The sequence below is a fragment of the Legionella quateirensis genome, assembly GCF_001467955.1.
Classification (GTDB): domain Bacteria; phylum Pseudomonadota; class Gammaproteobacteria; order Legionellales; family Legionellaceae; genus Legionella; species Legionella quateirensis.
Window position 1 is genome coordinate 112463 of the sequence record NZ_LNYR01000021.1, and the last position, 14852, is coordinate 127314.

Sequence of the window (14852 nt, forward strand, 5' to 3'; positions counted from 1 at the left end):
CCCAACCAATTCGACAGCAGTCTTAATTATTCCTGGCTCAAATGAGTTCTTCTTTCATGCATGGTTTCGACACTATTGATTACTGTTTGATGACAGATTTCTTTCATTACAGGAATATCTTTGAGCGGTATTCCTTCATGTATGGTGTGAGCAATTAGAAAACTATCCTGCCATACCTTTTCATTCTTTTTAGCCTTGGATTTTACCCATAAAGCTATCCAGAGAAAATGAAATTGCCATTTTTCCCGATGTAACTCCATTTCTTCGATAAAAACAGCATCCATAGCATCGGCTAACCGACACACTTTAACTCCATCTACAAAACTGCTGTTATGATTTACTATTTTATCAATCAGCGGATTTTCTATATACCAGGACTCAGTAAATTGTTTGGTTTTAAGCCAGGATTTAGACCGTTGTAATGATTCCTGTATTATCTCCTGAGTGAATGGAGTGATTTGTACACTAAGCTGTTCAAATAGATACTCTAAATCCAGTTTTGTTGGCCTTAAACGAATGCCTAACAACTCCTGAATTTCCAGAAAATGCAGATAAGGAATATCCCCATTTTCAACAGTTATTGCTAGAAAGTGCTCTACCATCTGTTGAAAATAAAAACTGTCTACTTCTCGAAGTGTTACACTTTCAGCAAAAGCCTGCCTATAATATTCAGTGACTTCTTTGGATGGAATGAACGGAGTAATCCAGGCATCTTTTAATCCCATCTCGAATTTTAATAATAAACCACAAAGCCGATTTTTTCTGTTTTTGCGGATATGAATAAACATTCCCTGGGAGCCGGTTCCATCTACTTCTGTTGCTTTGATCGACATCAAGACCGGTTCATGTTCTGCTTCAAATACGACGCCTTTTTTACGTTGAATTTTAATCCAACGATCAAAAACAGCGTGGTAATTCTCTGGATACCAATATTTTATAACCTGTAAACGCGATAAAGAGACAGAGGTTAAAATCACTTTATCCATCAACTGATCCAAAGTCGCAACAGCAATCTCACGGACTTCTGCTTTCGGATGCAGTAAGGTCAGTAAAGCAATATCATGTCCTTCATCAATACTGTATAAATCGATGATTAAATCAGCAAAAAAATCTGCTGGCATCGCATAACTTTGCGCGAAAAAATTTTCAGCGATATCAAAAATTGAAAGGTCTGATAATTCATTTATTAAATCCCGAATGGAGTCCAAATGGGATACTTGATCAACCTCTTCTACATTGTCATCTTCCTGACTCGCCAAATCAAAATATGCGTCTTTCAATTTCTGGGTCAGTTCAACATGCACCTCATAGAACGCATTTAAAACCGGCAACCAAAAACTTAAACTGTGTTTTTTAGCTTGAATCACATCAGCCAGATGATTCATCAGTAGATTTAATGATTTAGAAGTAGATTTATTCGTTGCATCTATAGCTGCCTGTAACTGAGCTACACAGATATCCAATGCAAATACGCAGGCAGAATAAATAGGAGGACCATCATGAATCAGTTCCTCATCCAGATTATTTAATATATTGATCAGTTCCAACGCATATTCAGGATGTTGGAAAAACAGCGCATATAACTGCGGATCAGGATCGTCATTACGTTCAATTAAAACGGCCATTTCCGCAATTAAACGGTGCAAAAGTTCAGGATGATTCGTCATACGTGGTTTGGTACCCGTCGTGGCTGTCCCTGTTCATCAATAGCAACAAAAACAAAAGTACCTTCAGTTACTTGATATCTCTCACTCTGGGTTGCTGGCAGTGCCCATACTTCAACACCTATAGTCATTGAAGTAGTTCCCTGTTTTATCAGATCAACATGACAACTGACAACATCACCCACATGAACCGGTTTCAAAAAGGACATGGAATTAATGGCCACTGTTGCAACTCGTCCCTGAGCAATTTTTTTAGCCAGTACCCCAGCAGCCAAGTCCATTTGAGACACTATCCATCCGCCAAATATATCACCATTAGCGTTTGTACTCATTGGCATAGCCAGTGTCTGAATGGTCAATTCACCTTTTGGTAACCGTGTCATTATTCTCCACCACGCTTTAATTTCGCTAAAGCATCTGCCATTGCAGTATTAAATACTGTTTTCTTCACTGGCTCTGATTTTTTAGCAGGTTCCGGTTTTTTCTTATGTTCCACTTTTTTAATTTCTGGTTGCTTTTTGGGTATCGCTGATTTGACTGTCTTTTTGGTAGCAGCCTGGGTACTGTCATCCCCTAATTTCATGCTTAAACCTATACGTCTGCGTTCTTTATCCACCTCAACAACTTTAACAGTCACGATATCGCCAGCTTTTACTACAGCCCTTGGATCAGTGATAAACCGATTGGTCATTGCAGATATGTGAACCAATCCATCCTGATGCACTCCAATATCCACAAAGGCACCAAAATTGGTCACATTACTTACCACACCCTCAAGAATCATTCCTTCATGCAGATGATTAATGTCTTCAACACCTTCTTTAAACTGTGCTGTTTTAAATTCCGGTCGCGGATCACGCCCTGGTTTTTCCAACTCACGCAAAACATCTCTTATCGTAGGTAAACCATAAGTATCATCAACGTATTTATCTGCATTAACACTTTGCAGAACTTCTCTGTTCCCGATGATTTGAGGAATATCGAGTTTCTGATCAGCAATGATTCGCTCAACCAGAGGATATGCCTCTGGATGCACACAGGATGCATCAAGTGGATTTTCACCATTCATAATACGCAGGAAACCTGCCGCCTGTTGAAATGCTTTTTCGCCCATACGGTTAATATTTTTTAATTGCTCCCGATTCACAAAGGCTCCATGTTCATCGCGATACTGCACAATATTTTTGGCTAATGTTTCATTAAGTCCTGAAACATGGGCAAGTAAAGCGGCTGAAGCGGTATTGACATCGACACCAACAGCATTCACACAGTCCTCAACTACTCCGTCTAGACAGCGAGCAAGCCTTGCTTGGTTTACATCATGCTGATATTGTCCAACACCTATAGATTTGGCTTCAATTTTAACTAATTCCGCCAAAGGATCCTGCACACGTCGTGCTATTGAAACGGCGCCTCTCAAAGTAACATCCAAATCAGGAAATTCACGGGCGGCTATCTCGGAAGCAGAATATACGGAAGCACCTGCTTCGCTGACGATGATTTTGGTTAATTGCAAATCGGGGTACATTTTAATCAAATCAGCGACCAGACGTTCCGTTTCCCTTGATCCGGTACCATTGCCAATACTGATTAAATTGACACGATGTTTCACTGCTAACTTCGCTAAATCAGCAATAGATTGATGCCATTCATTCTGTGGAGCAAACGGAAATATTACAGAATAATCGAGTAACTTGCCTGTGGTATCGACAACAACAACTTTTACTCCAGTTCTGATTCCAGGATCCAGACCTATAGTTATTTGTGGACCCGCAGGAGCAGCAAGTAATAAATCACGTAAATTCCTCGAGAATACCTTAATGGCTTCTTCATCAGCCATTTCACGTAAACGAGTCAATAACTCCAATTCCAGTTTGGTAAATAATTTAATTTTCCAGGTCATACGTACGGTTTCAAATAACCAGCTATCGGCTTTTCTTTTTTGATCTGCAATATTGAAATGTGCCGCGACTCGGTTTTCCCCATAATTCATATCCTGCTCAGGCAGGGTGAGGTTAACCTGTAAAACACTTTCACGTCTTCCTCGGAATAAGGCAAGTGCACGATGAGAAGGGATTTTTTTAATAGCTTCTGAATAATCAAAATAATCAGAAAATTTATTTACGGTTTCTTTTTTCTTGGAGCTACCCACAGATTTAACAATTGCATGTTGCCACAAATATTCACGCAGTTCATTAATCAAATCTGCATCTTCAGCAAAATGCTCCATTAAAATATGCCGAGCTCCTTCAAGTGCTGCTTTTGCATCTTCAACACCCAGTTCAGCATTAATATATTGAACGGCCTGTTCTTCAGGATCAAGAGATGGATCCTTCCATAATGCAAGAGCCAGGGGCTCTAATCCAGCCTCGACAGCAATTTGTGCCTTGGTACGTCTTTTAGGTCTGTAGGGCAAATACAAATCTTCCAGACGCGTTTTAGTATCCGCGGCCAGAATACTCTGCTCCAATTCAGAAGTTAATTTTTCCTGCTCCCGAATGGATTGAAGAACTACTGCACGTCGTTCATCCAATTCACGCAAATAGAGTAACCGTTCATCCAGAAAACGTAATTGCACATCGTCAAGTCCTTCAGTCGCTTCTTTTCTATAGCGAGCTATGAAAGGTACTGTTGCTCCCTCATCCAGCAAACGAATAGCAGTCTCAACCTGCGACACTTTTACCTTAAGTTCTTGCGCTATAATCGCAGCTGACGCTAACATCTCTTGAGCCATTCACATCCCCGTAAAACATGATAAAAAATCGACACATTATATACTCAACAGGTCCTGTTGCGATATATAAAGTATCCAATATTAATTTCAAAACCCACTCTCACCTTCTATCCAGAAAAAACCTATACTTTTTTAATAGACCACACCGTATCATTTACTATTTTTAAACCTCTTGCAAACAAGGGATCAGATGAATCCCGTGTACTGGAAATACTGCTCAGGCATCGAACCGCATCGCAATCTTTATAAAGTGTTCGTACCTCTTCATCACTAACGCTGTATGGAGGCCCTTGCATCTCTTCTTGATTATATCCCATTGTTTTCAGCAAAATCTCCCCCCCTGGTTTTAACCAGTTTAAACAGACATTAACATATGCAGAGCGTAATTTGGCGGGCAATGCAATTAAAGCAGCCCGGTCATAAATAGCATCTACAGGGGTAATGAACGCAGGGGGCAGTTTGAATATATCAGCAACCCATATACTGAACTGATCATTAAAATAATGAATAAACTGGCCATTGACCTTTTGATGAAACGATAAACCATGTTCATTAGCGAATTGGTGTACTGCCTGTTCACTGAGCTCTATTCCTATAACCTGAAAACCTTGCTGAGACAACCAAAGCATGTCCAGACTTTTTCCACATAAAGGAACAAGAACTGTGGCATGTGCAGCAAGATTTAATTCTGGCCAATACCTGATGAGATCAGGGTTCACTACGTCTTTATGGAACGTAGTGAGTCCCTGCTCCCATAGTTCAGTCCAAAATTGATGTCCTTTATTCACTCAACAGTCACCGATTTAGCAAGATTACGTGGTTGATCCACATCCGTACCTTTGGCTACTGCAACGTGATAGGCCAACAATTGTAACGGTAGAGTATATGCTATAGGAGCAACCCAGGTACCGCAGGATGGAACTTTAATCAATCGTGCACCATTTGCTTTCCAGTCTTGAGAATCATCTACAAATACAAACAACTGTCCGCCTCGAGCACTAACCTCATGCAGATTGGATTTTAATTTATCCAAAAGTTCATCATTTGGTGCAACCGCGACTACAGGCATATCTTTATCGACCAAGGCAAGAGGACCGTGCTTTAATTCACCGGCAGGATAGGCTTCTGCATGAATGTATGAAATTTCCTTAAGCTTTAAGGCACCTTCCAGAGCGACAGGGTACTGAACCCCACGACCTAAAAATAAAGCATGAGCTTTATTCACAAATAAAGAGGATAACGTTTCGATTTCTTCATTCATCTGTAAAATACGTTCACAGCACGCAGGTAATTCCTGTAATTGACTTAATACTTCCTGTGCCCTGTCATCATGACACAACGCGGCAGCCAACATCAAAAATGCAGCCAGCTGGGTAGTAAACGCCTTGGTAGAGGCGACACCTATTTCAATTCCAGCACGAGTTAAAAAAACGCAATCAGCTTCTCGCACCAAAGTACTGGTAGCAACATTACAGATAGCCAGACTGGCTAAATAGTTCATTTTCTTTGCTTTATACAAGGCCGCCAAAGTATCTGCTGTTTCACCCGATTGTGACACGGTGATAAACAAGGTGTTTTCTGAAACAACCACATCTCGATATCGATATTCACTGGCAATCTCTACTTGAGTAGGAAGCCCAGCCAGGGATTCTAACCAATATTTGGCAATCAGACCGGCATGGTAGCTGGTACCGCAGGCGACAATATGAATTTGTTTTACTTGAGGAAATACGTGGGAGGCGCGTTCTCCAAAACTTGCTTTAAGTACTTCAGGGCTGTTAATACGGCCTTCTATAGTATCCGTAAGCACTTTAGTCTGCTCAAATATCTCTTTAAGCATGAAATGTCGATAAGGCCCTTTACTGACAATTTCTGAATCACTGGTTAGTGGATGGGCTGTGCGCTCAACCAATTCTCTTCCAGCATTATAAATTTGTACCTGATGGGCAGTAATGCACGCACTGTCCCCTTCTTCCAGATAAATTACCGATTGCGCAAAAGATCGGAGGGCCAAAGCATCGGAGGCGATAAAGTTCTCACCAATTCCAAGACCAACAACCAAAGGACTGCCTTTACGTATGGCAACCAGTTCAAGCGGTCTTTGCTGGTGAATTACTCCCAGAGCAAAAGCCCCATGCATCTCTGCAGCAGCAGTTTGTACTGCCAATAATAAGTTTTCATGCTGAATATAATAGAAATGAATTAAATGAGCAGCAACTTCAGTATCTGTTTCAGAAGTGAATTGATATCCACTCGTAATAAGCCGTTGTCTTAAATGATCGTGATTTTCAATAATCCCATTGTGAACTAATGCAATTTGCCCATGTGACAGATGAGGATGTGCATTTTGCTCTGAAGGTTTTCCATGAGTTGCCCAACGAGTATGGGCGATTCCAGTATTACCGGCAATTGCAGTTTCTTGCATCGCATCGGCCAAATTCTGTACTTTACCTTGAATTCTAACTCGTTTTAATCGTGAATTATTATCTATTACTGCAATTCCTGCAGAGTCATATCCTCTATATTCCAAACGACGTAATCCTTCCAGCAAGACTTTGCTGATATCCCTTTCTGAAACAACTCCCATAATCCCACACATAACCCGCTCCTCATTCCAGAAACCGCTTTATAGATGTTTTATCTATTTATTTATAGTACCTAAATTCGGTTTATGATTAATTTTCAATGACAATTCATAACTCAATTTAGATTGCGAAAGAAAATATCCCTCATCAAAGAGGGAGTATTTCAATTAAAAAGAGGAATTATGCCATAAACATGAGTAAATCACTAAGGCAATTGCCTGAACAATACTACAAATTTTGTTCAGGCAATCAATTGCTCTATGCTTGAGCGGATTCTGGCTTTTTACAGCGTACATCATAGCCATGGTCTTTCATTGCGGAACAGACTTCATAAGCAAAATGATGATGCGCCCGCGTGCTTGGATGAATTTCATCCCAGAACAAATAATCATCCGGCACATCACAGACGTGATAATTTGTCTCGCCTGGCGCAAAACTTTTATCTTTATACTGAAGTACCTGGGCGTATCTTAAAACAAAGTTATTAGCGAAAGCGGAATGTGTAATACCCTGGAACATAGGGAATTTTACATCAATGCATGCATCAGTGACGTTGGCAAATCCATAGTTACCGGGTTCATTTACCGCACGTTCCAGATACTCCTGGGTATTAATAAAGAGAATGTCCGCGTCGGGATACAGTTGTTTCCATTCTGCAACACGTATCGCCAATCGCTCATTGTGCTGATCGGAGGCAAAATTTAATAACTCCCTGTCTGCTGTTTTAACAAACTTAGGGGTATCTCCCGCATGAGGAACGCCTAGCACAACAATACGTCTTGCTCCTGCTTGTGTCAGTTTTAATACAGCAGAACTGACTCCATCTACAATATTATCAATATAAGCACTCATAACAGCAGGATCGTATTTATCCTCATACTGCAGCGCATTGATATAATCGTTACCACCTGAAAAGACAAAATAAACAGTCTCATTACTTAATTTTTGATGCTCTAATAAATAGGCCTGTACGGTTAATCCCAAACTGGGTGGTATCAATTTCCCTACAATTAACGTTTTAATGATTCCCAGAGGATGACGAATCACATTCCAAACCGTTAGCTGAGTATCATAAGTCGCAGCCCAACTGCCGCCAAATGCTCGATTTAAATAGACCTCTTCATCATCCTTTTGAATGGAGAACATGTCTGCCAGATATTCATTCCATACGCGGCCATTTGAAAATCTGGATTTCCAATAAGGTTTACCAGGTAATATGGGTACCAATTTGACCTGGGCAATCAAATTAACAATATAAGGAGCCAAATCATGATCAAAAAAATCGGTCACCGCAAGAATACCGGCATCAAGTACTATTTGCGGTACATAATAGTCATTAGCAAATTCGATCATTTTATTAATAACAAAAACTTTAAAAGGAGCAACAATATAAGCGGGGTTTTCTTCGCTCCGTAAACTTTTCAGCAGATGAGTGGTATTTCCTGTATCTGATAAACTGTCTCCAAAGACAACCATTGATTTAACAGGGATGGATGCGGCACTTACTAATGGAATAAAAAATAACAGGATACACAGCCAGCGACACATTCTATTGTGATAATACATACAAATCTCCTTATAAAAGCTAGCAAACCCAAATTAACGATAGCTTGATCCTAAGAGTACGATCGGTATGAAATTGTTGTCAACGCATTATCAATTATTTAAAACAACTGGTTTCTAATAGTGCATTTAATTCATTCCTATTGATTAAATTGTGAGTAAATGTTAATTTTTACCAAATTTTTTTGTCATTTTTAGGTAGTCACGTGAAAGAAATAGTCATTGCTTCATTTTATAAATTTGTACCTCTGATTGATTTTGAAACCATGAGAGAACCCATACTGGCCAAAATGCGTGAAATAGGCTTAAAGGGTACGATTATACTTGCTCATGAAGGCATCAATGGTGGCTTTGCAGGCAACAGAGAGCAGATGGATATTTTTTATCAGTACATGCACAGTGATGCTCGCTTTGCCGACCTGAACTTTAAAGAAACCTTTGACAATGAAAATCCATTCGATAAAGCCAAAGTTAAACTCCGCAAAGAGATTGTTACCATGGGAGTTCAAAACGTTGATCCTGATGTAAATGCAGGCACCTATCTGGATCCCCAACAATGGCATGAATTGATTCAAGATCCCGAGGTCATCTTGTTAGACACCCGCAATGATTATGAATTTGAACTCGGTGCATTCAAAAATGCAATTAATCCTGATATTGAAAATTTCCGGGAATTTCCTGAATACGTTGAACGTCATCTGAGTGACAAAAAAGATAAAAAAATTGCCATGTACTGTACTGGTGGTATCCGTTGTGAAAAAACAACTGCTTTTATGAAAGAACAAGGCTTTCAGCATGTATACCAGCTGCATGACGGCATACTCAACTACATTGAAAAAATACCCGAAACCGACTCTTTATGGGAAGGAAAATGTTTCGTTTTTGATGATCGAGTCGCAGTGGATCAAAAATTAGAGCGCGTTTATCCTCAGCTGCCACAAGATTACAAAGATGAGAGATACCCTAAATGAATCCGATAAAATCGTCATCCCGAATGCAAAGAGGGATGACGTTTCACGGAGTTATTATGAAATTACCTAAGTATCCTGATGTCTAAAGAAACACTTTGGTTTCATAGCCAGGCAACCCAAAGCATTAATTCAACTTACATGTATCTCATCGTACCTTTCAGTTATAATAGCTTTTTTTTATAGTTCAGGTGTCTTATGACTACCAAAAAACAATTCGACCCCAGCATAGCGCTGAATAGAAAAGCCGGTTTTGATTTCTTCATAGAAGATCAATACGAGGCAGGTCTCGTCCTTGAAGGTTGGGAAGTAAAAAGCCTGCGCGCAGGTAAAGTTAACCTCTCGGACGCACACGTAATCATTAAATACGGTGAGGCTTTTTTATTAGGAGCACAAATTCAACCATTGCAAACAGCATCGACTCACTCGATACCCGATCCAACACGAACTCGAAAATTATTATTAAACCGTAAAGAATTAAGTCATTTGATCGGCAGCGTTGAACGACAAGGATACACCATAGTACCGCTTTCGTTATATTGGAAAAAAAATAAAATCAAAGTAAAAATAGCTTTGGCCAAAGGTAAAAAAGAACATGATAAAAGGGATACCATCAAAAACAGAGAATGGCAGAGAGACAAATCGCGCCTCATGAAAAAGAATAATTAAGGAGAACATTGATGCATATAGGTCAGGAAATACCGAATTTTGAGTTCCAGGCAACCCATAATTTAAAAGCTCATATTCATGATTATAAAGGCCAAACGGTGATTCTCTATTTTTATCCTAAAGACGCAACACCAGGATGCACTACCGAAGGCCAGGATTTTCGAGAAGCTTATTCACAATTCCAAGCTCTGGATGTTGTACTATTTGGCGTGTCTCGAGACAGTCTAAACTCTCATGAAAAATTTAAAAGCAAATACAATTTTCCATTTGAATTAATCAGCGATCAGGAAGAACACATATGCCAATTGTTTGATGTCATCAAAATGAAATCCATGTATGGAAAACAAGTACGTGGTATAGAACGCAGTACGTTTATCATAGATAAAACAGGTGCTTTAAAACATGAATGGCGAAAAGTTAAGGTACAGGGACATGTCGAAGAAGTTTTGAATTATGTTAAATCTTTAAACTGAAATACACTTTACAATGAATAATCCTTCCGTCCAGCACAGGTAACACCATTGCTCATGCGGGATGCCACTCCCTAATCCCGCATTGAATTATTCATCAATGATTCCCAAATTCGCGGAACGTCGAAATCAGAATTTTAAACATGCCTTAATAAATTGTGTTATTATTAGCAAATTCAATCAAATAATAACCTGACTTCACTATGTTAATTCGCAATATTCAACTGTTTATTGTTATTGCCTCATCAATACTTACGTTGGTAGCCACAGATATTTTATTGCCCAGCCTGCCTCAAATTGCACAATCCTTTGCAGTTCCATCCAACGACGTCAAAATGATTATTTCAATTTTTATGATAGGCCAATTTGCAACAGTTCTTATTTGGGGAATCATTGCTGATCTTATAGGAAGAAGACAAACACTATTTATTGGCATGGTGATTTTCTTTATCGGCTCTATATTGAGTCTGTATGCTGATTCAATCAATCTGCTATTAGCCTGTCGTTTTCTGCAAGGAACAGGAGCTGTTGTCGTTCCAGTTGCTGGCTGGGCCTTAATCCAGGATCTATACCATAAAGATGACGGGGCTCGGATCATGTCCTGGATTGGAACACTTGTAGCAGCACTTCCACTTTTTGCACCTGCAATCGGTGGAAAAGTAGATGTCCTCTATGGTTGGCAGATGAATTTATATGGCATTGCTATATATTCTACAATTTTGTGCATGATCATGATTTTCTTGCCAAAACATCCATCCAATAACACCATAATTAGTGCTCCTGACTTAAAAGAAAGAGTACAGATTTATGGTATGATATTAAAAAACAAAACCTTTATTTCCTACATCGCCCTTTTCGGTTTGTTAAACTGTGGTGAATGGTGCTTTCTGACTATGGCACCTTTTTATTATTCTCATGTCCATGTCTCTCCAGACAAAATGGGTCTTTTACTGATGCTCACCTCAATGGGATTTCTTTTTGGATCTATGCTGGCATCAAAATTATTCACTCGATTTGGGGTAGATAAAACCATTTCATTAGGAATACACATAGCCATAATCAGTAGCGGCTTACTACTGGCAGGTAACTATTTCGGTTGGTGTGACTATCAGATTTTTAATGCTCTTGATCTCAGTATGTATATATTCAGCTCTGCTCTCCTTTGGGGTGGAACAACGTCCAGAGCGTTACAGTGTTTTGATGAATTTCGTGGCTCTGCTTCCGCGGTCCGCAGCCTTATCCTTTTATGTTTCTCAGCTTTTGGCACCTATTCAGGAAGATTACTGAATCATGAAAGCTTATTCCCCGTAGGTATTGTTCTCTTTGTTTTAGCCTTGTGTACTTTATTTGTATTTAATAACAAGGAATTAAAGGCGGAACGGCTTGCTGCTGAAGCCGTCTATTAATTATAGATTAATATTCTTAAATATTTGTTCCTAAACAAAAAAATATAATTCTTGACGTATTTACTCCAGCTCAGCACAATGAAGATAGGCCAATAGTTCAAGAGACACAATTTCAGGACTTAGGAACACTCCAAAGTCGAGGCAAAAGGAGTTTTTAATGAGGGAGTTTAGACGGACTAAATGACCGAATTACAAATTCCTTTTAACAAAGAGATTGGTTTTTTTAAGTCCTGATGAGTCCAGACGCCTTAATTTTAATCCCAGGTGGCATGGTACAACTTGAATTATAAGAAATACTATTTTAGCTGACAGGGTGACCCTATGGATACTACCAATATTGGACTAAAGCTGTTCGTGCTTGATACGAATATATTAATGCACGATCCCACTGCTATTTATCATTTTGACGAGCATGATATTTATTTACCTATGGTCGTTCTTGAGGAATTGGACAGCCACAAAACAGGTACGTCAGAATTGGCGCGAAACGTACGTCAAACCAACCGGATGTTAGTGGAGTTAATGAGTAACGCGACTCATGAACAAATTGTATCCGGTCTGGCTATACCCAGTTTCATCAGATCCAATAAAGGGAACGGTAGCGGAAGACTGTTTTTTCAAACAGACGAATTTGATCAAGTAGTGCCATCCACTCTACCTGGACACAAAGTGGATAATACCATCCTGGCAACCGCATTAGGCTTACAAAAAAAATATGCTGGCAAAAAACAGGTAGTTATTATTTCCAAAGACATCAATTTACGTATTAAAGCAGGAATTCTGGGAATACCCGCAGAAGATTATTACAATGATCAGGTGTTGGACGATGTGAATCTTTTGCATCGCGGATTACATATTTTAGACAACAATTTTTGGGATACTCACGCAAAAGATATGGGATCCTGGCAGGAAAGCGGTAAAACTTTTTATCGGGTCAGCGGTCCATTGGTCAATCAATGGAATCCCAATGACTGCATCAGTACAGAAGACAATGAATTTCAGGCATTGGTAAAAAAAATTGATGGTGAAAATGCCGTAGTTCAACTTGTACGTGATTACACTCAGACAAAAAATTCAGTGTGGGGAATTACCGCACGTAATCGTGAACAGAATTTTTCCTTAAATTTACTGCTCGATCCAGACATCGATTTCGTCACATTACAAGGTTCTGCTGGTACAGGAAAAACATTGCTTACTATTGCAGCCGGACTGACTCAGGTTATGGATCAAAATCGTTATAATGAAATTTTAATGACCCGGGTGACCATACCTGTAGGTGAAGATATAGGCTTTTTACCAGGAACCGAAGAAGAGAAGATGACTCCCTGGATGGGCGCATTAATGGATAATCTGGAAGTACTTCATGGCTCGCAGGTAGGAGGTAGTTTTGGACGTGGAGCAACTCAAGATTTATTGCAAAACAAAATTAAAATTCGTTCATTGAACTTTATGCGGGGACGTACTTTTTTAAATCGCTACATCATCATAGACGAAGCACAGAACCTGACGTCCAAGCAAATTAAAACGCTGGTAACTCGAGCTGGCCCCGGCAGCAAGATCATTTGTTTGGGAGATATCAAGCAAATCGATACCCCTTATTTAACTGAAACCACTTCGGGATTAACGTTTGCCGTAGATCGTTTCAAGCACTGGGAACACAGCGCGCATATGACTTTAACCCGTGGCGAACGCTCAAGACTTGCATTTTATGCTGCTGAGCATTTATAGTACGCGTTTTAACGAGGATTAATCATGACCGATCAGGCCATCACTTTTGATGATGTTTTACTTGTTCCTTCATACAACCACCATGAATCGAGACGGGTGGTTGATACTACGAACACGGACCGATTGGGTAAACTGAGCTTAAACCTCCCGGTTATCAGTTCCAATATGGATACTATTACTGAAAGTACTATGGCAAATTTCATGCACAGCAAAGGTGCTATGGGAGCATTACATCGCTTTATGTCCATAGAAGAGAACATTGCGGACTTCAAAAAATGCACTGGGATGGTTTTCGTTTCCGTCGGATGTACTGATGCAGAATTACAAAGAGCCGAAGCATTACGAGATGCAGGCGCTGATTATTTCTGCGTTGATGTAGCTCATGCTCATGCCAAATATGTAGGTAAAACTCTTAAAAGTTTACGCCAATTATTGGGTGACCGCTGCATCATGGCAGGAAATGTTGCGACCTATGCGGGTGCCGATTATCTTGCTTCCTGTGGCGCAGATATTATTAAAGCAGGCATTGGAGGCGGCTCAGTATGCAGTACTCGAATCAAAACCGGTTTTGGCGTTCCTATGCTCACCTGCATCCAGGACTGTTCCCGTGCTGACCGTTCTATCGTTGCTGATGGAGGAATTAAAACTTCCGGTGATATAGTCAAAGCATTGGCTTTTGGAGCAGACTTTGTGATGATTGGTGGAATGTTAGCTGGAACTTCTCCAACACCGGGTGATGTCATTGAAAAAGAAGATGGCTCAAAGGTTAAGCGTTATCGCGGTATGGCATCCAGGGAAGCACAAGAAGCATTTCTAGGCCAAATGCACGAATGGAAAACTGCTGAAGGAGTAGCAACTGAAGTTCCTTTTAAAGAAAACCCTGATGGAATTATTGCCGATATCGTAGGAGGCTTAAGATCCGGGCTAACCTATGCCGGAGCCGATACAATTAGTGAATTACAACGCAAATTAAATTATGTAGTGGTTACTCAGGCGGGGCGTATCGAAAGTTTGCCGCATAAATTGCTTGAACGATAAATGACTCATTAAATAAAACTAACCTGA

At 39.9% G+C, this 14852-nt stretch carries 12 protein-coding genes; 6 read left to right on the plus strand and 6 right to left on the minus strand.

The features are described from left to right. Positions 1-26 precede the first annotated feature (26 nt). The 6 genes from Lqua_RS08545 to plaC form a co-directional block, all read right to left on the minus strand. Entirely contained in the window at positions 27-1667 is a 1641-nt protein-coding gene (locus tag Lqua_RS08545; protein ID WP_058473859.1) for a hypothetical protein, read from the minus strand. Beyond that, positions 1664-2047: an acyl-CoA thioesterase gene (locus tag Lqua_RS08550; protein WP_058473860.1), complete on the minus strand. Its 384-nt coding sequence runs from the start codon at positions 2045-2047 to the stop codon at positions 1664-1666. The genes Lqua_RS08545 and Lqua_RS08550 overlap by 4 nt, the downstream gene beginning before the upstream one ends. Next, on the minus strand, positions 2047-4398 hold the full coding sequence (locus Lqua_RS08555) for a Tex family protein (RefSeq protein ID WP_058473861.1): 2352 nt from the start codon (positions 4396-4398) through the stop codon (positions 2047-2049). The genes Lqua_RS08550 and Lqua_RS08555 overlap by 1 nt, the downstream gene beginning before the upstream one ends. Before the next feature lie 122 nt (positions 4399-4520). Beyond that, positions 4521-5186 (minus strand): thiopurine S-methyltransferase, encoded by a 666-nt coding sequence (locus Lqua_RS08560; protein WP_058473862.1) that lies wholly within the window; start codon positions 5184-5186, stop codon positions 4521-4523. Continuing rightward, a complete protein-coding gene (glmS, locus tag Lqua_RS08565) occupies positions 5183-6997 on the minus strand; it encodes a glutamine--fructose-6-phosphate transaminase (isomerizing) (protein WP_058473863.1) in 1815 nt (604 codons plus the stop codon). Before glmS ends, Lqua_RS08560 begins: the two co-directional genes overlap by 4 nt. 244 nt (positions 6998-7241) lie before the next feature. Continuing rightward, a complete protein-coding gene (plaC, locus tag Lqua_RS08570) occupies positions 7242-8549 on the minus strand; it encodes a lysophospholipase/glycerophospholipid:cholesterol acyltransferase PlaC (RefSeq protein ID WP_058473864.1) in 1308 nt (435 codons plus the stop codon). Between the two features lie 203 nt (positions 8550-8752). Between plaC and trhO the strand changes: the two genes are divergently transcribed. From trhO to Lqua_RS08600, 6 genes are all read left to right on the plus strand, one after another. Further along, positions 8753-9517, plus strand: a complete 765-nt coding sequence (gene trhO, locus Lqua_RS08575) for an oxygen-dependent tRNA uridine(34) hydroxylase TrhO (protein ID WP_058473865.1) — start codon at positions 8753-8755, stop codon at positions 9515-9517. A 195-nt stretch (positions 9518-9712) separates the two neighbouring features. Next, positions 9713-10183: an SsrA-binding protein SmpB gene (smpB, locus tag Lqua_RS08580; RefSeq protein ID WP_058473866.1), complete on the plus strand. Its 471-nt coding sequence runs from the start codon at positions 9713-9715 to the stop codon at positions 10181-10183. A gap of 11 nt (positions 10184-10194) precedes the next feature. Continuing rightward, the gene (locus Lqua_RS08585) at positions 10195-10656 is read left to right on the plus strand and encodes a peroxiredoxin (RefSeq protein WP_058473867.1); all 462 of its coding nucleotides are present in this window, start codon (positions 10195-10197) and stop codon (positions 10654-10656) included. Between the two features lie 200 nt (positions 10657-10856). After that, a complete protein-coding gene (locus tag Lqua_RS08590) occupies positions 10857-12059 on the plus strand; it encodes an MFS transporter (RefSeq protein WP_058473868.1) in 1203 nt (400 codons plus the stop codon). Between the two features lie 321 nt (positions 12060-12380). Continuing rightward, complete coding sequence (locus tag Lqua_RS08595; protein ID WP_058473869.1) at positions 12381-13787, plus strand: PhoH family protein; 1407 nt, start codon at positions 12381-12383, stop codon at positions 13785-13787. Between the two features lie 24 nt (positions 13788-13811). Then, on the plus strand, positions 13812-14825 hold the full coding sequence (locus tag Lqua_RS08600; RefSeq protein ID WP_058473870.1) for a guanosine monophosphate reductase: 1014 nt from the start codon (positions 13812-13814) through the stop codon (positions 14823-14825). Positions 14826-14852: the final 27 nt, after the last annotated feature.

Bases quoted from the DNA above. Each gene is read 5' to 3' on its own strand.
- Lqua_RS08545 (WP_058473859.1), bottom strand. From the start codon at position 1,667: ATGACGAATCATCCTGAACTTTTGCACCGTTTAATTGCGGAAATGGCC.
- Lqua_RS08550 (WP_058473860.1), bottom strand. From the start codon at position 2,047: ATGACACGGTTACCAAAAGGTGAATTGACCATTCAGACACTGGCTATG.
- Lqua_RS08555 (WP_058473861.1), bottom strand. From the start codon at position 4,398: ATGGCTCAAGAGATGTTAGCGTCAGCTGCGATTATAGCGCAAGAACTT.
- glmS (WP_058473863.1), bottom strand. From the start codon at position 6,997: ATGTGTGGGATTATGGGAGTTGTTTCAGAAAGGGATATCAGCAAAGTC.
- plaC (WP_058473864.1), bottom strand. From the start codon at position 8,549: ATGTATTATCACAATAGAATGTGTCGCTGGCTGTGTATCCTGTTATTT.
- smpB (WP_058473866.1), top strand. From the start codon at position 9,713: ATGACTACCAAAAAACAATTCGACCCCAGCATAGCGCTGAATAGAAAA.
- Lqua_RS08585 (WP_058473867.1), top strand. From the start codon at position 10,195: ATGCATATAGGTCAGGAAATACCGAATTTTGAGTTCCAGGCAACCCAT.
- Lqua_RS08590 (WP_058473868.1), top strand. From the start codon at position 10,857: ATGTTAATTCGCAATATTCAACTGTTTATTGTTATTGCCTCATCAATA.
- Lqua_RS08595 (WP_058473869.1), top strand. From the start codon at position 12,381: ATGGATACTACCAATATTGGACTAAAGCTGTTCGTGCTTGATACGAAT.
- Lqua_RS08600 (WP_058473870.1), top strand. From the start codon at position 13,812: ATGACCGATCAGGCCATCACTTTTGATGATGTTTTACTTGTTCCTTCA.